Here is an 18,384-nt window from a genome sequence, read left to right as displayed (position 1 = left end):
GCGCCGCCCCCTCGGACTCCCCCGCCAAAGGCCGAAGGGCCTTTGGAAACCGGTTTTCGGGAGCGCGGGCGGGGGGCCGTTTTCAGCGGGCCGCGAGGGCGCGGACCGCGGCCTCGCAGCGCTGCGCGGTCTCCTCCCAGCCGGCGCGGGTCGATGGCAGGTCCTGCGCGCGGACCGGCGCACCGATGGTCAGGCGCAGCTTCCCCGGACGCGGGTATTTCCGCGTCGGCGGCCAGGCGGCGAAGGCGCCGTCGAGGAAACACGGCACGACCGGGACCTCGGTGCCCGCCACCAGCGCGCCGATGCCGGGCTGGAAGCCGGCCATCACGCCGTCGCGGCAGCGCGTGCCCTCGGGGAACAGGATGTAGACGAGGCGATCCTGCACCAGGCGCTCGCGCAGCGTCGCGATCTCGCTGGGGCGGGTGCGCTTGCGCCAGATCGGCAGCGCGTTGACGGCATAGGCGGCGAAGGCCGAACCGAGCGTCGAGGTGAAGAAGGTGTCGCCGGCCGCGAGCGAATGCGCGCGGCGCGCGGCCTCGCCCCGCAGCACGGCGGACAGCGTCAGCGCGTCGAGGTGGCTCGAATGGTTCGCGACGATGACGAAGGGCGGCGAGGGCAGGTTCTCGCGCCCCGTGACCTCGAGCCGATGGAAGGCGCGCATGTAGCCGCGCAGCACCGTGCGCCAGGCGCGGCCAAGGATCAGGCTGCCGAGGCCGCGCTCGCGCGAGAGGCTTTTCAGGCGGTCGGCGCCCTCGAGCCCGTGGTCGCGTGCGGGGCGGAGGTCGAATTCCATCAGGGACCCGTGATCAGCCGCGCCGGCTGGCCCATGCCGAAGCCGACGAAGAACTGGATGAAGTGGAAGGCGGCCGGGGCGACCAGCAGCAGCGAGTTGAAGCGATCCAGCACGCCGCCATGGCCGGGCAGGATCGTGCCCATGTCCTTGATGCCGATGTCGCGCTTGATCGAGGACAGCATCAGGTCGCCGGCCTGCGCGCCGATGCCGACCATCAGGCCGAACAGGATCAGCCAGTGCGGCTGCGCCATCGGCGTGCCGCGGAAGATGAAGGACGCGAGCGTGGCGACGAGGATGGTCGTGACCGTCAGCGCGCCGAGCGCGCCCGAGATCGACTTGTTCGGGCTGGTCGCGGGGCACAGCTTCGGACCGCCGATCAGCTTGCCGAAGGTGAAGGCGGCGACGTCGGACAGCGCGACGGTGGTCAGCAGCATCAGCAGGATCGGCCGGTAGCCCGGCTCGTTGGTCATGAAGGACAGGTGCGCGAGGCCGGCGCCGAACAGCATGTAGGCGAGGATGCCGAGCGCCGTGCGCTGCACGTAGCCCGCCGGGCGGTCGAGCGGGATGGTGCCGATGGTGATGACGCCGACCGTCAGCGGCCACAGCGCGACGAAGAAGCCATACCAGTGGTCGAGCGCCGCGAAGTTCGCGGCCAGGATGCCGATCACCACGATGGCGGTGACCAGCGGTTCGCGGAACAGGCCGGTGGCGCGGTCGAATTCGCGCAGGCAGGCGATGCCGAGCAGCGTCACCGCGCCGATCACCCATTCGCGGCCGAGCAGCACCGGGCCCATCATCAGCGGCAGCAGCAGGCACCAGGATCCGGTGCGCAGCCACAATTCGCGCCGCAGTTCCGGCGTGCCGCGGCCGAGCAGCGTCATCACGCCGATCACGAGGCCCGCGAAGGCGAGCACGCCCGCCGTCGCGCCGACGATCGCGACGGTGACGGGATGGTCGAAGGCGGCCTGGCGGATCATCGCTTCGCCTCCAGCGCGGCGGCGGCGCGGGCGAGGCGCCGCCAGGCGGTGAACACCGACCCCAGCGTGATGACGACCAGCACGGCCCAGACCGCCGCGGGGCCGCCGATCTCGCCGGGGATGACGGCGCACCAGACGGCGAGGCCCGTGGCCAGCGCCATGCGGTGCTGCTTGGCCATCGGCCCCGCGAAATCCATCGGGGCGCCGGCGGCCTTCGCGGTGGTGCGGATATAGGCCGTCAGCATGGCGGCGAGCGCGGCGCCGATGCCCAGCGCCAGCGACCCGGCGGCCACGCCGAGCCCCATCAGCACCGCGGTGTCGGAGACCCGGTCGGGGACCTCGTTGTAGAGCTCGCCGACCGGCGAGGCGACGCCGCGCCCGATCGCGACCATGCCGTCGAGCAGGTTCGCCATCAGCCGCGCCTGGACCAGCAGGGCGCCGAGCAGCCAGAGCAGGGTCGCCACCCCCGGCCACCAGGCGACGGCGGCGAAGGCGAGGCCCGCGCCCAGGCCCGCGACCATCCCGGCCACCGAGATGCCGTTGGGCGAGGCCCCGCGCGCCACCAGCGCCGCGGCCATGCGTTGCGTCGCGCCAAGGTTGCGCGCCGCGATCGGCCGCCGGTCCGCTTCGTTCACCATGCCTCACCCCCCACCCTGCGCCCCGAAGATGGCGCAGCGCGCCCCCATGCCGGAAGGAAGCGCTGCAGGGCTGTAACATGGGCCACGCGGCGGTGGCGTGCGAAAGGCGGGGGTTTTCCGGGCGGGGTCGCCGGCCCGCGCCCCCATCACGGACACCGCGGTTGGGGGCCGGTGCCGATTCCGGCGGGTCGGAAGATGCTCTAAGAACGGACCCATGGACTCCGTCCCCCCGGCCGAGTCGCGCCCCCGCCCGGCGATCCGCCGCCTGCCCGAGACCACCGCCAACCGCATCGCCGCCGGCGAGGTGGTCGAGCGCCCGGCCGCGGCGGTGAAGGAGATCGTGGAGAACGCCCTCGACGCCGGGGCGTCGCGCATCTCCGTGGTGCTCGAGGGCGGCGGGATGGACCGCATCCTGGTCGAGGATGACGGGTGCGGGATGTCGGCGGACGACCTCGCCCTGGCGGTGGAACGCCATGCGACGTCGAAGCTGCCCGAGGAAGCGACGCTGTTCCGCATCGCGACGCTGGGCTTCCGGGGGGAGGCGCTGCCCTCCATCGGCGCGGTGGCGCGGCTGACCATCACCTCGCGGCCCCAGGACGGCGCGGCGCATCGCATCGCGGTCGAGGGCGGCCGCGTCAGCGAGGTCGCCCCGGCCTCGGGCGCGCCGGGCACGCGGGTCGAGGTGCGCGACCTCTTCTTCGCCACCCCCGCGCGGCGGAAGTTCCTCCGCCACCCGCGCACCGAGGCCGAGCATGCGGTCGAGGCGGTGCGGCGCCTCGCCCTCGCCTGGCCCGGCGTGAGCTTCCGCGTCGAGAATGACGGGCGCGAGGCGCTGAACCTGCCCGGCACCGACTGGGAGACCCGCATCCGCCAAGTGCTGGGGCCGGATTTCGCCGCCGCGGCGGTGCCGGTCGAAGCCGTCGGGATGTCGCTCGACCTGCGGGGGCTGGCGGCGCTCCCCTCCTACACGCGGCCGACCACCATGGCGCAGCATCTGGTGGTGAACCGCCGGCCGGTCCGCGATCCGCTGCTGCGCGTCGCGCTGCGCGTCGCCTATCGCGACGTGATCGAGGCGGGGCGGCATCCGGCCGCCGCGCTGTTCCTCGACGTGCCGCCCGAAAGCGTGGACGTGAACGTCCACCCGATGAAGACGGAGCTCCGCTTCCGCGAGGGCGATGGCGTGCGCGGCACGCTGATCAATGCGCTGCGGCGGGCGCTGGCGGTGGGCGCCGGGGCGGCGGTCGCGATGCCGGCGCTCACGCCCGCGGTGCCGCCGGAACCGATGTCGTCCATGGGCTTCGCGGAATCCTTCGTCCCGCTGACCCCACCACCCGCGCCGGTGCCGGTGCAGCGCGCGCTGGGCCTGGCGCCGGTCGCGCCGCCGCGGCCGGTGCTGCTGACCGAACGCGCGCCGGAGACGCATCCGCTCGGCCGCGCCATCGCGCAGTTCCTCGACACCTATGTCGTCGCCGAGGCGCCGGACGGGGCGCTGGTGCTGGTCGACCAGCACGCGGCGCATGAACGGCTGACGCATGAGGCGCTGAGCGCGCAGTTGCTCGAAGGCGGCGTGCGGTCCCAGCCGCTGCTGCTGCCAGCGGTGGTGGACCTCGGCGCGCGGGAGGCGCAACGCCTGCTGGACCATGCGGAGGACTTGGCGCGGCTCGGGCTCGAGATCGAGGGGTTCGGCGCGGGGGCGGTGCTGGTGCGCGGGCTGCCGGCGCTGCTGGGCAATCCCGAGCCCGCACCGCTGCTGAAGGACCTCGCCGAGGAACTGGCGGAACTCGGGGAGGCGGCGTCGCTGCAGAAGCGGCTCGATGCCGCGGTGGCGCGGCTCGCCTGCCACGGCAGCGTGCGGGCGGGGCGGCGGCTGACGGCGGCGGAGATGGACGCGCTGCTGCGCGCGATGGAGGCGACGCCGCGGGCGGCGACCTGCAGCCATGGACGGCCGACGGTGCTGCGGCTGGATGCGGCGGCGCTGGAGCGGATGTTCGGAAGAAGGTGAGAGGCGCCGTCCGGCCCGCTCAGGCGCCGGGCAGGCCGCATCCGCGATGGCTGGCTTCGTAGCGCGCGGCAATTCGCGGCCTCGACCCGGCGGGCCGGGACGCTGGGGGGCACTCACCCCCCCGGCAGCCACACCCGGAAGGTCGTCCCGGTGCCTTCCTCGCTCTCGATCGCCAGCGTGCCGCGGTGGCGGTTCACGATGTGCTTGACGATGGCGAGCCCCAGGCCGGTGCCCCCAGCGCTGCGCGCGCGGCCCTTGTCGACGCGGTAGAAGCGTTCCGTCAGGCGCGGGATGTGCTCGCGCGGGATGCCGGGGCCGTCGTCCGTCACCGCGATCGTCACGCCGCGGCGGCCGTCCGGCGCCGTGCCGGGCCCGGCCGCGAGGCGGATCTGGCCACGCTCCCGCCCATGGCGGATCGCGTTGTCCAGCAGGTTGCGGATCACCTGCGCGACCTGGTCGGCATCGGCGGGCGCCGCGGTGGCCTCGGCGATCTCGGGGACCAGCTTCGCCTTCCGCGCGGCGAGCAGCGGGGCCATCGCATCCGCCTCGGCCCGCGCGACGGCGGCGACGTCGGCGCGGCCGGCGGGGGCCTGGTGCTCGGCCATCTCGATGCGCGACAGGCCGAGCAGGTCGTCGATCAGGCGGCGCATGCGGTCGGACTGCTCGGCCATGATGCCGAGGAAGCGCTGCTGCGCCGCCGGGTCGTCGGCGGCGGGGCCGCGCAGCGTCTCGATGAAGCCGATCAGGCTGGCGAGGGGCGTGCGGAGTTCGTGGCTCGCATTGGCGACGAAATCGGCGCGCATGCGCTCGATGGCGCGTTCGCGCGTGCGGTCCGACAGCAGCACGATGACGCGCCCGCCATCGGCCAGCGGGGGGTCCATCGGGATGATGTGCGCGGCGACATCTCGCGCGACCGGCACCGGCAGCAACACGTCGGCCGTCGCCGGGGCGCCGGCGGCGAGCGCCTTGTCCAACGCCTCGGCCAGCGCGGGGTGGCGCAGCAGGGCGGCGGCATCGGCGGGCGCGGGGCCGGAGGGCGGGGGCCCCAGCAGCTCGCGCGCCGCGCGGTTGGCGCGCAGCGGGATGCGCGCGGCCGACAGCACCAGCAGCGGGTCGGGCAGGGCCTCGAGGATCGCCGCGTCGGCCCGGCGCAGCAGGTCGACCTGGGCGTTGCGCTCGGCGAGGCTGCGCGCAAGGCGCGTCACCCCGTCGGCGACCGCCTGCACCGAGGGCAGCAGCGGCGCAACCTGCAGGTCCGGCAGGCCGTCCCCGGCCGCGGCGGCCCGGATGCGGCGCGCGAGCCCGCCCAGCGCGCCGAGCCAGATCCGCGCGACCGCCGCCCCGGCGGCGAGCGTCACGGCCAGCGCGACGAGGCCCGGCGCGGCGGCGAGTTCGCCGGTCGCCATCAGCACCAGCAGCGCCACCGCCGGCACGCCTGCGACGACAAGCGCGGAGCGCAGCCAGACCACGGGACGGGGCGCCTCGCCGGTCATGCGGCGGGGGGCCGGATCAGGACCCGGCGGCCCCCGGCGTCGGCGCGCGCTCGACCATGCGCGGCTCGCCCGAGGGCTCGACGGCGAACAGCGCGAGGCCGCGCTGGACCACGCCGTCGGGCTGCAGGCGCACGGGCCCGTCGACGCCGTCGAAGACCTCGCCGGTGTTGGGGCCGGTCTGGCCGCGCGGGGTCAGCACCACCCGCGCGGCGACGCCCGCCGCATCGTAGGCGACGCCGGCGAGGCGCGGCGGGCGCTCCCCGAAGGCGCCTTCGTAGCGCGCATCGAAGCGCTGGCGGCTGGCCGGGTCGGGTGCCGCGAAGATGGCGCCGTGCAGCGCCGGCTCCTGGCCAAGGCCGGCATCATTGGCCCAGAGCGCATGGCCGAGGATGCGTGGCGCCGGGCTGTTCAGCCCCGCCGGGCCGAGCGCCGCGGCGACCTGGCGCGCCTGCTGCCCGGTGCTGCCGAGCATCACCGCGTCGATCCCGTTCGACCCGCGATTGGCGAGTTCCTGCGCCGCGGCCGAGGGATTGGCGCGGATGGCATGGAGCACGATGACCGGCTCGGGCAGGCCCCATTCGGTCGCCATGTGGCGCATCGAGGCGGCGAGCGCGCGGCCGAAGGCGTCGTCGGGCGCGAGAAGCGCGAAGCGCTGCGCGCCGTTCGCCATCGCGGCCCCCATGGCGCGGCGGACCTGCTGCGCGGGCGTCACGCCCATGGTCCACACGCCCGGGCCGGACTGCGCGGCGTCGTTGGTGAAGGCGATGATCGGGATGCGCGCGGCGCGGGCGGGGGCGGAGGCGGCGGAGGTCTCGGCCGCGGTGAGCGGGCCGACCATGATCCGCGCGCCCTGGCCCTGCGCGCGGCGGGCGGCGGCGGCGGCACCCGAGGCGGTGCCCCCGGTGTCCATCGGCAGGAAGTCGACCTGGCGGTTGCCGCGTTCGAACAGCGCGAGCTCCGCCGCCTGCTGCATGGCGTTGCCGAGCGGCGCCTGCGGGCCCGACAGCGGCAGCAGCAGCGCGATCCGGTTGCGCGGCGGTTCCTGCAGCGGGCCGGTCACCGGCTGGCGCACTTGCTCCGCGCAGGCCGCGAGGCCCACAAGGGCCAGGACGGCAAGTGCGGAGAGGCGGCGTGGGAGGCGAAGGCGAGGCAGCGAAGACACGGTCCCTGGATCCTCCCGGTGATCCGGCCGGACGGCCGGCCCTGGTGCTCGTCGCGACGCCGATCGGCAATCTCGGCGACATCTCGCCACGGGCGCTCGCCGCGCTGAAGGAGGCCGACGCCGTGCTGTGCGAGGACAGCAGGGTGACGGGCGGCCTTCTCGCGCGGCAGGGCATCGCGGCGACCATGATCCCCTTGCACGAACACAACGAGGCCGCGCAAGCCCCCCGGCTGGTCGAACGCATGATCGCGGGCGAGCGTTTCGCCCTGGTCTCGGATGCCGGGACGCCCTTGGTGAGCGATCCGGGCTTCCGCCTGGTGCGCGCGGCGATCGCGGCGGGGGTGACGATCTCGGCGGTGCCGGGGCCGAATGCGGCGGTCACCGCGCTCGCGCTGTCGGGGCTGCCGCCGCATCCCTTCCTGTTCCTGGGCTTCCTGCCGGCCAAGGCGGGGCCGCGGACGGCGGAGATCGCCCGGCTGCGCGGGATCGAGCGGGCGGGGCTGTCGGCGACGCTGGTCTTCTACGAGGCGCCGCACCGGCTGGGCGAGGCGCTGGCGGCGATGGCCGAGGGTTTCGGCGCGGATCGCCCGGCCGCCGTGGCGCGCGAGCTGACCAAGCGGTTCGAGGAGGTGCGGCGGGGCTCGCTCGGCGATCTCGCGGCGCACTATGCGACCGCCGAGGCGCGGGGCGAGATCTGCGTCGTGGTCGGCCCGGCCCCGGAAGAGGCGGCGGCGGGGCCGGAGGACCTGGAAGCGGCGCTGCGCGCGGCGCTCGCGACCGGGATGAGCCTGCGCGACGCCGCGGCGAGCGTGGCCGAGGCAACGGGGCTGAAGCGGCGGGAGGTCTACGCCCGCGCGATCGCCATCGCGGGCGAGGGCGGCTGACCGGTCGTGCCGCGGGGCTGAGGGGCCGGCCGCGCGCGGAACGGACATCCGATGCCGGGGCGACGAAGGCGAAGCCTTCGTGGCCGGGGTATCAGAACAGATTCGCGACGATGTCGACGACGAGGTTGTTGCTTCCGAGCAGCACCAGCGAGGTGCCGATCATCGCGTAGGAATATCCGGGGTAGACCGGCAGCTGCGACACCAGCCCGGGCGGCACCTGCTGGCGCGCGATGCCGGGCGGCAGCGGGCGGCCACGCGCCAGCTGCCGCATCTGGCCCGGCGGCAGCGGCCGCGGCGACCAGCCGGGATTGGCCACCTGCCAGTTCCGCACCAGGGAGGAGGTGTCGGGCGCGAAGCCCGGCGGGCCGCCGCCCTGGCTGCCGCGCCCCTGCCCTTGGCCCTGGCCCTGGCCCTGTCCGCCACCCTGGTTCCCGCGGCCCTGGCCGCGGCCGGGCGGCGGGTCGGCATGGGCGCGACCGGCCAGCGGCAGCAGCGAAAGGGCGAGGAGAAGGCGTCGGTCGATCATGGCGCCATGATCGCGCCACCGCCGGCCGGTCCGCAACGGCCGGTACGTGCCGCGGCACGCATCGCCCGGTTGAAGGCCGCGCGCGCCCTTTCGCCGCGCTTTCGGCGCGCCCGCCGCGCTACGTTCCGCCTGCGCGACGGCTGGGGTGCCGACACCCCGCCCGGCGGTTCCCCCGGACGGGACTTGCGCGCCCCTCCCGCCCCGCGCGCCACCACAGGCGAACGGACAAGGGAGACAGACCATGCGCGACCAGGTGCTGCGGCTTCACGGTCCCGGCGGCGGAAGTGGTGCGTCATGAGCGCCGCGGCCCCGGCGGAACCCACCGCCCTCGACCTCTTCATGGGCAAGATGCTCGCCGACATGGGCGCGGCCATGGCCGGCGCGACCATCATGATGGGCGACCGGCTCGGCCTCTACCGCGCGATGCGGGAGCTCGGGCCGACGGATGCGAAGCGGCTCGCCGCCGCGACCGGGTGTTCGGTGCGGCTGGTGGGCGAGTGGCTCGCAGCCCAGGCGACGAGCGGCTACGTCACCTTCGACCCGTCGAGCGGGATGTTCTCACTGTCCCCCGAGCAGGCGATGGTCTTCGCGGATGAGGACAGCCCGGTCTTCCTCGCCGGCGGCTACAACGTCGTCGCCAGCGCCTGGCGCGACGAGCCGCGCATCGCCGAGGGATTCCGCAACGGGCGCGGCCTCGGCTGGCACGAGCGCGACACCTGCCTGTTCCACGGCACAGAGCGCTTCTTCCGCCCCGGCTACAAGCACCACCTGGTGCAGGAATGGCTGCCGGCGCTCGACGGCGTGACCGCGAAGCTCGAACGCGGGGCGGAGGTCGCCGATGTCGGCTGCGGGCACGGCGCCTCCACCTTGATCATGGCCCGCGCCTATCCGAAGTCGCGCTTCACCGGCTTCGACTACCACCCGGCCTCGGTCGCCACGGCGCGGGAACAGGCGGCGCGCGAGGGGCTGTCCGACCGCGTGCGCTTCGAGGTCGCCTCGGCGCAGGACCTGCCGGCGAAGGGCTTCGACCTCGCCTGCATGTTCGACTGCCTGCACGACATGGGCGACCCGGCCGGCGCGGCGCGCAGCCTGCGCGGGGCGGTGGCGCGGGACGGCACGCTGATGGTGGTCGAACCCCGCGCGGGGAACTCCCTGCCGGAGAACATGAACCCCGTGGGACGGGTCTACTACGCGGCCTCGGCGATGATCTGCACGCCGGCCTCGCTGAACCAGCCGGGGCAGGCGGGGCTCGGGGCGCAGGCCGGGCCGCGCAGGATCGCGGAGGTGATCCGGGAAGGCGGGTTCGGCCAGGTGCGGGTGGCGGCGGAGACGCCGTTCAACATGGTGATCGAGGCGCGGGCGTGACGCGCGGCGGAGGGGCACCGCCCCTCCGCACCTCCCCGCCGAGGGCCGAAGGGCCCTCGGAACCCGTCACCTGACTAGGCGCGGCGGGCGCGCACCGCCTCGCGCGCCAGGCCCATCACCGCCGCCCGGGCCACGGCCTCGTCCGGCGTGCCGGTGGTCTTGGTCGCGCGCTCGGCCTCCAGCAGCGCGGCGCCCGCGCGGGCCAGCATCTCGGGCTTCCACAGCCGCAACGCGCGCTCGAAGGCTGGGCGCGCCTTGAAGAACACCATCGGCCGCAGGCCGCCCACGGCATCGGCCACGCTCGCGCCTTCCGCCACGGCCTGCGCCGCGACCTCGAGCCGCTGGACGTGGCGCAGCGCGCCGCGCACCACCTGCACCGCCGCCGCGCCCTCGGCGAAGGCCGCGTCCAGCGCCCGGTCGGCGCGCGCGGCATCGCCCTCGGTCGCCGCCAGCAGCGCGGCATCGAGGTCGAGCGACGAGCCCTCCGCGAGCGAGGCCAGCACGTCCTCCTCCGTCGCCCGCCCGCCGGCGCCGACATAGAGCGCGAGCTTCTCGCATTCCCGCCGCATCACCAGCCGGTCCTCGCCGAGCCGCTGCGCCATCCACGACACCGCGGCCGGATCGGCGCCGACGCCGAATTCGCGCAGCAGCGCGGTGATGGACGCCTCCAGCGCCGGGCCGGTCTCGGCATAGCAGGCGATCACCGCCGCCTCGGGCCCCGCCTTCTCGAGCGCCGCGCGCAGGCCCTTGCGGCCGTCGAGCGACCCGGCCTCGAGCAGCACGACGCCGGGGCCGTTGCCCGCCAGCACCGCCTTGGCGGCATTGGCGAGGCCATCGGTCGCATCGCGCACCCGCACCAGCCGCCGCCCGCCGGTCAGCGCCGGCGTCGCCGCCTCGGCGGCGAGCAGGGTCGCGTCCTTGGCCGCCTGCTCGCGCGGGATCTCGACCAGGCGGAAGGGGTCGTCGCCGGCGATGGCGCGGGTCAGCGCCTCGCCGCGCTCGCGCACCAGGCCGCCATCCTCGCCGAAGATCAGGACGAGGCGCGCGGGCCCGGGATCGGCCAGCACGGCAGCGATCCGGCGCGCATCGACCTTCGCCATGGGCTCAGCCGGCCTGCGGCGGACCGGATTCGAAGCGGACCGCGAGCCGCCGCACGATGTCCTCGGCGAGCTGGTCGACCAGCCGGCGCTCGGCCGCCTGGCGGGACGCATCGGCGGCGAAGAACTGGTTCTCGGGGATGTTGTAGGCGTCGAAGGCGCGGTCGGTGCCGGTCGCGACCAGCCGCGGCGGAACGTTGGTGTCGTAGAGGTACCACTGCGCCGTCGCGGTGATCCGCACGCGGCTCGGCGAGCCGTCGCTGCGGAATCCCTGCTGCTCGATGCCGTAGCCGAGGCCGACGCGCAGGTCGTATTGCGGCAGGCCGGTCGCGCCAAGCCGTTCCTCGAGCCGCCGGCGCAGCAGCTGCCCGTTGCGTTCGGGAATGAGGCCGACGCGCACCGACTCCAGCCCGCGCGCCGTCGCCACCGCGCGCGGGTTGTTCCCGTACATCGGGTGGAAGCCGCAGCCCGCCAGCGCGAGGACCGGCAGGCCGAGGATCGCGCGCCTAGACGACAATGTTCACCACCCGGCCCGGAACGTGGATCCGCTTGCGGATCGGCTTGCCGGCGATCGCGCGCTGCACGTTCTCCTCCGCCTCGGCGGCGGCGAAGATCGCCTCCTCGCCGGCGCCGACCGGCACCTCGATGGTCGCGCGCAGCTTGCCCAGCACCTGCACGGCGAGCGTCACGCTCTCGGCCACCAGCAGCGCCGGGTCGGCCTCGGGCCAGGCCATCTGCGCGACCAGCGAGCCATCGCCGGGGCGCAGCATCGACCAGGCTTCCTCCGCCAGGTGCGGCATCATCGGCGCGGCCAGGCGCGCGAGCATCTCGAGCGCCTCGCGCTTCGCGCCACCCGGCGCGTCCTTCGCCGCCTCGATCGCATTGGCGAATTCGTACAGCCGCGCGACCGCGACGTTGAAGGCGAAGGTTTCCAGTGCCTCGGTCACCGTCGCGATGCAGCGATGCGTCGCGCGGCGCAGCGCGCGGCCCTCGGCCTCCGGCGTCGTGCCGGCGGGCGGCAGCGACGGCAGCGCGTTCTCCACCATGCGGAAGACGCGCTGGGTGAAGCGGTAGGCGCCGGCGACGCCGGATTCCGTCCACTCCATGTCGCGGTCGGGCGGGTTGTCCGACAGGATGAACCAGCGCGCCGTGTCCGCCCCGTACTTCGCGATGATCGCGCCGGGATCGACGGTGTTGCGCTTGGACTTCGACATCGCCTCGACGCGGCCGATCGTGACGGGCTCGTTGCCGCCCTTCACCACCGCGCTGCGCGTGCCGTCCGCCGCGAGGGAGAATTCCACCTCCTCGGGGTAGAGCCAGCGGCCGTCGGCACCCTTGTAGGATTCGTGCTGCACCATCCCCTGGGTGAAGAGACCCGCGAAGGGTTCCTCGACGGACAGGTGCCCCGTTTCCTTCATCGCGCGGGAGAAGAAGCGCGAATAGAGCAGGTGCAGGATCGCGTGCTCGATGCCGCCGATGTACTGGTCGACCGGCAGCCAGGCATCGACCGCGGCCTTGGTCACCGGCACGGCGGCGCGCGGCGAGCAGAAGCGCGCGAAGTACCACGACGAATCGACGAAGGTGTCGCAGGTGTCCGTCTCGCGCCGCGCCGGCTTGCCGCAGTTCGGGCAGGCGACGTGCTTCCAGGTGGGATGGTTGTCGAGCGGATTGCCGGGCTTCGAGAAATCCACGTCGTCCGGCAGGCGCACCGGCAGCTGGTCGTCGGGGACCGGCTGCACGCCGCAATCGTCGCAATGGATGAAGGGGATCGGGCAGCCCCAGTAGCGCTGGCGGGAGACGCCCCAGTCGCGCAGGCGCCAGTTCACCACGCCCTGGCCGGCGCCGAGGCTCTCCAGTTCGGCGATCGCGCGCCGCTTCGACGCCGCCACGTCGAGCCCGTCGAGGAAACCCGAGTTGAAGGCCGTGCCGTCGTCGGTGAAGGCCTCGTTGCCCACGGCGAAGGTCGCGGGATCGGCGCCCTTCGGCAGCACGACGGGCGTCACCGACAGCCCGTACTTCCGCGCGAAGTCGAGGTCGCGCTGGTCATGCGCCGGGCAGCCGAAGATCGCCCCCGTGCCGTATTCCATCAGCACGAAGTTCGCGATCCACACCGGGTATTCCTGCCCGGTGAAGGGATGCTTCACGCGGAAGCCGGTGTCGAAGCCCTTCTTCTCGGCCTGCTCGATGACGGCTTCCGAGGTGCCCATGCTGCGGCACTCGGCGACGAAGTCAGCCGCCTTGGAATCGCGCGCCGCGGCCGCGGCGGCGATCGGATGCTCCGCCGCGACGGCAAGGAAGGACATCCCGAACAGCGTGTCCGGGCGCGTCGTGAAGACCTCGACATCCGCCATGCCGTCGACCGGCGCGGTCAGCGCGAACTTCAGCCGCGCGCCCTCACTGCGGCCGATCCAGTTGGACTGCATCAGCTTCACGCGCTCGGGCCAGCGGTCGAGGCCGCCCAGCGCCTCCAGCAGGTCCGGCGCGAACTTCGTGATGGCGAGGAACCACTGCGAGAGCTTCTTCTTCTCGACCAGCGCGCCGGAGCGCCAGCCGCGCCCATCGATCACCTGCTCGTTCGCCAGCACGGTGCCGTCCACCGGATCCCAGTTCACCCAGGATTCCTTGCGCTCGACGAGGCCCGCTTTCCAGAAGTCGAGCAGCAGCTTCTGCTGCTGGCCGTAGTATTCCGGATCGCAGGTCGCGAATTCCCGCGCCCATTCGAGCGACAGGCCCATGCGCTTCAGTTCCTCGCGCATGTTGGCGATGTTCGCGTAGGTCCACTTGGCCGGATGCGTGCCGCGCTCGCGCGCCGCGTTCTCGGCCGGCAGGCCGAAAGCATCCCAGCCCATCGGGTGCATCACCAGGTGGCCGCGCGCGCGCTTGTAGCGCGCCACCACGTCGCCCAGCGTGTAGTTGCGCACATGCCCCATGTGGATCTTGCCCGAGGGGTAGGGAAACATCTCGAGCACGTAGTATTTCTTGGCCTCGGCCGGCGGCACGTCGGGCACCGCGAAGCAGGCGCGTTCGTCCCACGCGGCCTGCCAGCGCGGCTCGGCGGCGCGGAAGTCGTAGCGGGGGGCAGCCTTGTCCTGGGAAGCGGGAATGTCGTTCATTGCGCGCGCGCGTCTCGTGCCTGGCCGTAGCGGAGAGAAGAGACGGATGCATAAGCGCTGGCGGGGCGGATTCCTAGGTCTCGCGGCCCTTTTCGCGGTGCTGGCTGCCCCCGCCGAGGCGCAGGACCCGAACACCGACTTCGCGGCCTATCGTGCGCTCTTCTCGGTGGCGAGCCTCGGGCCGGCGCGCGGGGCCTCGACCGTCACGGGCTTCACCCTCCACTACCGCGGCGCCGTGGCGCATGCGGGCTTTGCGCTCGCCTCGGCGCCCGACGGGCGTTCGACCTGGCGCTTCCTGTCCGCCCGCCCCGATGCCGCGACCGCGCAGCGCGAGCTGCAGACGGCCTGCGACGCCGATGCGGCGCGCACCCTCGGCGCCGGCGGCAGCTGCCGGATCCTCGCCCTGGACGGGACGGTCACCGGCCATCCCGGCCCCGCCTTCCGCCCGGTGGAGGCCCGCATCGGGCCCTTCCGCGCCGCGCCGCTGATGTTCCGCCACGGCCCTTCCGCCGCCGCCGGGGTGGTGCTGTGGTCGCATGGCTATGGCGGCCCCACGGCCGACCGGCGCGGCACCCCCATCCCCGGCGCGATCGCCATGCTCAACGATGCCGGCTGGGATGTGGTCCGCTTCGACCGCGACCCGGCGGAGGACACGCTCGCGACCACCCTGCCGGCGATGCTGCGCGCCCTGCCCCTGCTGCGGGAGGCCGGCTACCGGCGCATCGTGCTGGCCGGGCAGTCGCGCGGCGGCTGGCAGTCCATCATGGCGGCGGCGGAGCGGCCGGAGCTGGTCCATGCGGTCCTCGCCTTCGCGCCCGGATCGCATGGGGAGGCGGCGCGGCCGAACAACCTGCCCGCCGCGCTCGAGGATTTCCGCCGCATCCTCGCCGCGCTGCCGGCGGACGGGCCGCGGCTCGCGGTCGCGCTGTTCGAGAAGGACCCCTTCGACCCCGATCCCGCCGCCAGGGCGCGGCTGCTGGAGGAACGCGCCGCGACGCGCCGCGTGCCGACCGTGGCGCTGTTCCCGGACCTGCCGGTCGAGGGCCACAACGGGGCGGCGGATTGGCGCTTCACGCGCAACCAGGGGCCCTGCCTGCTGACGCTGGTCCAGGCGCCGGAGGCCGGGGCCGCGCGCGGGCTGCGCCGGGCGCCCTGCACGGGGGGCTAGCGCGCATCCCGGTCAGGTGGAACCGCCTGATCGGGTGACGATGCGCGCGACAACAGAAGCCTGGAGGCGTTGCCGTGAGCCACGGCGAACGGAAGCGGCTCCAGCGCCGGGACCCTTCGCCATGGCTCGGGGCGATGCCTGGGGCCCCGTGCTCCGGCCGGGCATCTTCGTCCAATGGAGCGCTGCTGCCTGGCCGGGATCGGCGCCAGGGCAGGCGGCGCCTCAGCGCGCGCCGGTCGACTGGCTGCGCAGTTCCCGCGCGCGGGTGAGGACGCGGTCCTCGAGCTCGGCGGCGGTGGAGGGGGCCACGATCGCGTCCACCCAGTTGTTGCCCTGCCGGACCTGGCGGAACACCGAGATGCGCACGCCGTCCGAGCGCAGCTGCCGGCCCATAACGTAGGCCGTCGCCTTGAAGCGCTCCGCGCCCGCGCCGGGCGGCGAATACCAGTCGGTGATGATGACGCCGCCGAAGGGGTCGGCCGAGGCCAGCGGCATGAAGGTCAGCGTGTCGAGCGTCGCGCGCCACAGGAAGGCATTGACGCCGAGCCCGCCGCCGCCCGTGTCGGCCTCGCCGGGCCGCGGGGTCCGCGCCGTGCCGAACAGCACGATGCCGTCGTCCTGCCCGGTCAGGCGGCCGCGGACGCGGTCGCGGCCACTGCCCGAGTTGTACTCGTTCAGGTTGACGTCTCGGATGCTGTCCGATGCCGAGCATGCGGCGAGCACCCCGATCAGGGCGCTGGCGAGCAAGGCGGTCCGGACGAGGGGCTGGCGGGCAACGGTCATGGCCGCGGGTTGTAGCGCCGGAACCGCGCGGCTGCAAAGCCCGGGGGGAGGCCCCTGAAAATGCGAAGGGCGGCAGGGTTTCCCCTGCCGCCCCCGCGGTATCAGCCGATCTGACGATCAGAAGGCGAGGCGGATGCCCAGCATGCCGACGTTGATCGTGCGGGTGTTGCTGCCATCGAACGAGGCCAGCGTGGTGCCCGCCGTCGCGCCGTTCGCCGGGGCGGCGAGGTAGCGCGCGTTCGACGGGGCGCCCGTCGGAATGTTCTCGTCGTTGACGTTCTGGTAGATCGCGTACAGCGCCAGGCCCGGGGCGAGCGTGTAGACCGCGCCGATGCCCCAGATGGTGTGCTTGCGATCCGCCAGGCTGCGGTACGTGGTCACGCCACCCGTGGTCGAGGACTGGATGCCGTTGTCCTGCTCACCCTGCGCGAAGTTCGCGCCGATCAGCAGCGGGCCCATCGTGTAGGTCGCGCCGACAACCCAGTGGTAGCTGTCGTCGAGGCCCGGGTTCAGAGCCGAGCGGCCCACCGAGGAACCGTTGTACTGGCCGAAGGTGTACTCGCCGCCGACCGCGAAGCCGTAGGCGGAGAAGGTCAGGCCGGCCGTGTAGGCGGTGACGTTCTGGCCGCGCAGGTTGCCCGTCGGGGCGCCGGTCGCGGTCAGGGCGCCGGAGTTGGCCCACATGCCGCCCAGGCCGGCGTTCACGCCCACCGGGCCGAAGGTGCCGCGGTAACGCAGGGCGGCCGACATCTCGTTCTCGAGCGAGGTGCGGTCACGCTGCTGCGCCAGCGTCGAGGTCGGCTGGTCCTGGCGCTCACCCTCGTAGGAGTTCTGCGCGTAGGACAGGCCGAAGTCGAAGCCCGCGAACTGCGGCGACAGGTAGATGACCTTCGTCGCGTCGTTGCCGTCGTTGATGCCCGAGGCGATGTAGGCGCCCGAGAACAGGCCGGCGGTCACGATGAAGTCGTACCAGTCGCCGTCCGTGCCGACCAGGCCGGCCGACGGAGCGCGGACCTGCAGCTGGGAGGCCGCGTTGTCCTGCTGGCCGAACTGCAGCGTGCCGAGGTTCGGGAAGGCGATGTAGCCCCACGCCTCGTCGAGGTCGACGCCCGAACCCGAGCCGTTGGACCCGGCGACGTTGGCGCCGCCCATGTTGTCCATCTGGAACTCGAAGTTCGCGCCGTAGGTCATCCCGTTGGCGGCGCGGCCGTCGACGAAGATGTACAGCTCGAGGTCGTTGCGGAAGTCATAGCGCGAACGACGCTGGGCGTTCGGCGCGCCGCCGTTGGCAGCACCGCCCTGGATGCGCGACCGGGCCTGATCCCAGTCGTCGTAGATCATCGCGGCGGAGAAGTCGAAGTAGCCGCCGATGCGGACCGCGAGGCCGCTCGCCGCCGCAATGGCGGGCGAGGGGGCCGTCACGCCCTGCGTGCCAACCTGGTTGTTGCCGGCCAGGCTGCCCGGAGCCGTCGTCACCGGTGCCTGGGCGAAAGCCGCCGGCGCCAGCAGGGCGGCGCCGGCAACGGCGGTCGTCCCCAGCAGAATCTTGCGCATTCTAGTCCTCCTCATCGCCGGCGAACCGGCAGTTCCCTGGGCCGCCCTGCCCCCCCGGACAAGGTCCGCCGCCGCTTCCCCCAATGAAGACGGAAGGACAGCGTCGTGGCCTGGGCCGAATATGTCCCGGCCTCTGCCCGGGGGGCAACGGCGCAGAGGCCGCGGCCGCGACTTACCTGAGACAGTGTGGCGAGGCGGCCACAGCCTGTTGCGCCAGCCCGCCGATCGCGGCGAGGCCCGCGGCGCCCCGCGGCGCGCGCCGCGCCGTCCCCGCCGCCACACCGCCCAGCGCCGCCGCACCCACCCCGGCCGCCCGGCGCAGCGCCGCCGCCGCCGCCAGCCAGCGCAAGGGCCCCAGCACCGGCGCGCCCGGATGGCTGGCGGTCGGGAACAGGGGCGACAGGAAAACAAGGTCGGGCCGCAGCCGCCGCGCCCGCGCCGCCGCGCGCGCCCCGCCATGCGCCGCGAGGGTCAGTACCGCCCCCGGCCGCCCGGCGCGCCGCGCCGCGAGGAAGGGCAGCACCCCGGCCGCGTCGCGCCGGTCGGGCAGGTGCAGCCCGCCGCCCACGGCCAGGGCCGCCCTTCCGTCGCCGCCGACCAGCAGCGCCAGACCGCGGCGCCGCGCGACCTGCGCCAGCCCGGCCAGGACAACGGGCATCGCGCCGCGCGCGACCACCCCCGCCCCGCGCGGCAGCGCCGCCGCCGCGTCGCGCGGGTCGGGCAGGCGCACCGGATCGGAGAACAGCCACAGCGCGGGCAGGCGCCGCCCGCGCCGGGCGGGCGGGCGGCAGGCGCGCGCCGCGGCGGCGATGGACGGGGGCAGGGCCAC

At 74.2% G+C, this 18,384-nt stretch carries 16 protein-coding genes; 4 read left to right on the top strand and 12 right to left on the bottom strand.

The genetic code is table 11. From position 1 onward, the window contains the following. Positions 1-82: 82 nt before the first annotated feature. The 3 genes from GWK15_RS12695 to GWK15_RS12685 are packed head-to-tail and all read right to left on the bottom strand — an operon-like array spanning position 83 to position 2,408. Positions 83-793 (bottom strand): lysophospholipid acyltransferase family protein, encoded by a 711-nt coding sequence (locus GWK15_RS12695; protein ID WP_168041701.1) that lies wholly within the window; start codon positions 791-793, stop codon positions 83-85. Further along, complete coding sequence (locus GWK15_RS12690; RefSeq protein ID WP_168041700.1) at positions 793-1,770, bottom strand: phosphatidate cytidylyltransferase; 978 nt, start codon at positions 1,768-1,770, stop codon at positions 793-795. The genes GWK15_RS12695 and GWK15_RS12690 overlap by 1 nt, the downstream gene beginning before the upstream one ends. Next, complete coding sequence (locus tag GWK15_RS12685; protein ID WP_168041699.1) at positions 1,767-2,408, bottom strand: CDP-alcohol phosphatidyltransferase family protein; 642 nt, start codon at positions 2,406-2,408, stop codon at positions 1,767-1,769. The genes GWK15_RS12690 and GWK15_RS12685 overlap by 4 nt, the downstream gene beginning before the upstream one ends. 214 nt (positions 2,409-2,622) lie before the next feature. Between GWK15_RS12685 and mutL the strand changes: the two genes are divergently transcribed. After that, complete coding sequence (gene mutL, locus GWK15_RS12680) at positions 2,623-4,410, top strand: DNA mismatch repair endonuclease MutL (protein WP_168041698.1); 1,788 nt, start codon at positions 2,623-2,625, stop codon at positions 4,408-4,410. Between the two features lie 113 nt (positions 4,411-4,523). Here the strand turns inward: mutL and GWK15_RS12675 are convergent, their stop codons facing one another. Together GWK15_RS12675 and GWK15_RS12670 are read right to left on the bottom strand one after the other, a co-directional pair. Beyond that, a complete protein-coding gene (locus GWK15_RS12675) occupies positions 4,524-5,903 on the bottom strand; it encodes an ATP-binding protein (RefSeq protein WP_168041697.1) in 1,380 nt (459 codons plus the stop codon). A 16-nt stretch (positions 5,904-5,919) separates the two neighbouring features. Further along, complete coding sequence (locus GWK15_RS12670) at positions 5,920-6,975, bottom strand: penicillin-binding protein activator (RefSeq protein WP_168041696.1); 1,056 nt, start codon at positions 6,973-6,975, stop codon at positions 5,920-5,922. Between the two features lie 134 nt (positions 6,976-7,109). Here GWK15_RS12670 and rsmI point away from each other — a divergent pair, with 134 nt between their 5' ends. Continuing rightward, complete coding sequence (gene rsmI / locus GWK15_RS12665) at positions 7,110-7,949, top strand: 16S rRNA (cytidine(1402)-2'-O)-methyltransferase (protein WP_408891894.1); 840 nt, start codon at positions 7,110-7,112, stop codon at positions 7,947-7,949. 91 nt (positions 7,950-8,040) lie between these two features. On the opposite strand, the gene GWK15_RS12660 is transcribed toward rsmI, so the two are convergent. Then, on the bottom strand, positions 8,041-8,475 hold the full coding sequence (locus tag GWK15_RS12660; RefSeq protein ID WP_168041694.1) for an anti-virulence regulator CigR family protein: 435 nt from the start codon (positions 8,473-8,475) through the stop codon (positions 8,041-8,043). A gap of 294 nt (positions 8,476-8,769) precedes the next feature. Here GWK15_RS12660 and GWK15_RS12655 point away from each other — a divergent pair, with 294 nt between their 5' ends. Further along, a complete protein-coding gene (locus tag GWK15_RS12655) occupies positions 8,770-9,840 on the top strand; it encodes a class I SAM-dependent methyltransferase (RefSeq protein WP_168041693.1) in 1,071 nt (356 codons plus the stop codon). A 74-nt stretch (positions 9,841-9,914) separates the two neighbouring features. Here GWK15_RS12655 and holA read toward each other — a convergent pair whose 3' ends face one another. Genes holA through leuS form a run of 3 tightly spaced genes read right to left on the bottom strand, consistent with a single transcriptional unit; the run spans position 9,915 to position 14,050 of the window. After that, the gene (gene holA / locus GWK15_RS12650) at positions 9,915-10,940 is read right to left on the bottom strand and encodes a DNA polymerase III subunit delta (protein WP_168041692.1); all 1,026 of its coding nucleotides are present in this window, start codon (positions 10,938-10,940) and stop codon (positions 9,915-9,917) included. A gap of 4 nt (positions 10,941-10,944) precedes the next feature. Next, positions 10,945-11,454, bottom strand: coding sequence for an LPS assembly lipoprotein LptE (gene lptE / locus GWK15_RS12645; protein WP_168041691.1), 510 nt, complete (start codon positions 11,452-11,454; stop codon positions 10,945-10,947). After that, complete coding sequence (gene leuS / locus GWK15_RS12640) at positions 11,444-14,050, bottom strand: leucine--tRNA ligase (protein ID WP_168041690.1); 2,607 nt, start codon at positions 14,048-14,050, stop codon at positions 11,444-11,446. The genes lptE and leuS overlap by 11 nt, the downstream gene beginning before the upstream one ends. Before the next feature lie 97 nt (positions 14,051-14,147). On the opposite strand from leuS, the gene GWK15_RS12635 reads away from it, so the two are divergent. Continuing rightward, positions 14,148-15,218, top strand: a complete 1,071-nt coding sequence (locus GWK15_RS12635) for an alpha/beta fold hydrolase (RefSeq protein WP_168041689.1) — start codon at positions 14,148-14,150, stop codon at positions 15,216-15,218. 222 nt (positions 15,219-15,440) lie between these two features. Here GWK15_RS12635 and GWK15_RS12630 read toward each other — a convergent pair whose 3' ends face one another. From GWK15_RS12630 to GWK15_RS12620, 3 genes are all read right to left on the bottom strand, one after another. Further along, on the bottom strand, positions 15,441-16,001 hold the full coding sequence (locus GWK15_RS12630) for a DUF3576 domain-containing protein (protein ID WP_168041688.1): 561 nt from the start codon (positions 15,999-16,001) through the stop codon (positions 15,441-15,443). Between the two features lie 117 nt (positions 16,002-16,118). Beyond that, the gene (locus GWK15_RS12625; RefSeq protein ID WP_168041687.1) at positions 16,119-17,555 is read right to left on the bottom strand and encodes a porin; all 1,437 of its coding nucleotides are present in this window, start codon (positions 17,553-17,555) and stop codon (positions 16,119-16,121) included. 172 nt (positions 17,556-17,727) lie between these two features. Beyond that, on the bottom strand, positions 17,728-18,384 hold the full coding sequence (locus GWK15_RS12620; protein ID WP_338147243.1) for a thiamine phosphate synthase: 657 nt from the start codon (positions 18,382-18,384) through the stop codon (positions 17,728-17,730).

This window comes from Neoroseomonas oryzicola, from assembly GCF_012163135.1.
Lineage (GTDB): Bacteria > Pseudomonadota > Alphaproteobacteria > Acetobacterales > Acetobacteraceae > Neoroseomonas > Neoroseomonas oryzicola.
Note: the sequence above shows the minus strand (reverse complement) of the source record. Positions and strands in the feature narration are given on the sequence as shown.

Bases quoted from the DNA above. Each gene is read 5' to 3' on its own strand.
- GWK15_RS12660 (WP_168041694.1), bottom strand. From the start codon at position 8,475: ATGATCGACCGACGCCTTCTCCTCGCCCTTTCGCTGCTGCCGCTGGCC.
- GWK15_RS12685 (WP_168041699.1), bottom strand. From the start codon at position 2,408: ATGGTGAACGAAGCGGACCGGCGGCCGATCGCGGCGCGCAACCTTGGC.
- mutL (WP_168041698.1), top strand. From the start codon at position 2,623: ATGGACTCCGTCCCCCCGGCCGAGTCGCGCCCCCGCCCGGCGATCCGC.
- GWK15_RS12690 (WP_168041700.1), bottom strand. From the start codon at position 1,770: ATGATCCGCCAGGCCGCCTTCGACCATCCCGTCACCGTCGCGATCGTC.
- GWK15_RS12625 (WP_168041687.1), bottom strand. From the start codon at position 17,555: ATGCGCAAGATTCTGCTGGGGACGACCGCCGTTGCCGGCGCCGCCCTG.
- GWK15_RS12655 (WP_168041693.1), top strand. From the start codon at position 8,770: ATGAGCGCCGCGGCCCCGGCGGAACCCACCGCCCTCGACCTCTTCATG.
- leuS (WP_168041690.1), bottom strand. From the start codon at position 14,050: ATGAACGACATTCCCGCTTCCCAGGACAAGGCTGCCCCCCGCTACGAC.
- GWK15_RS12630 (WP_168041688.1), bottom strand. From the start codon at position 16,001: ATGACCGTTGCCCGCCAGCCCCTCGTCCGGACCGCCTTGCTCGCCAGC.
- holA (WP_168041692.1), bottom strand. From the start codon at position 10,940: ATGGCGAAGGTCGATGCGCGCCGGATCGCTGCCGTGCTGGCCGATCCC.
- GWK15_RS12675 (WP_168041697.1), bottom strand. From the start codon at position 5,903: ATGACCGGCGAGGCGCCCCGTCCCGTGGTCTGGCTGCGCTCCGCGCTT.
- GWK15_RS12695 (WP_168041701.1), bottom strand. From the start codon at position 793: ATGGAATTCGACCTCCGCCCCGCACGCGACCACGGGCTCGAGGGCGCC.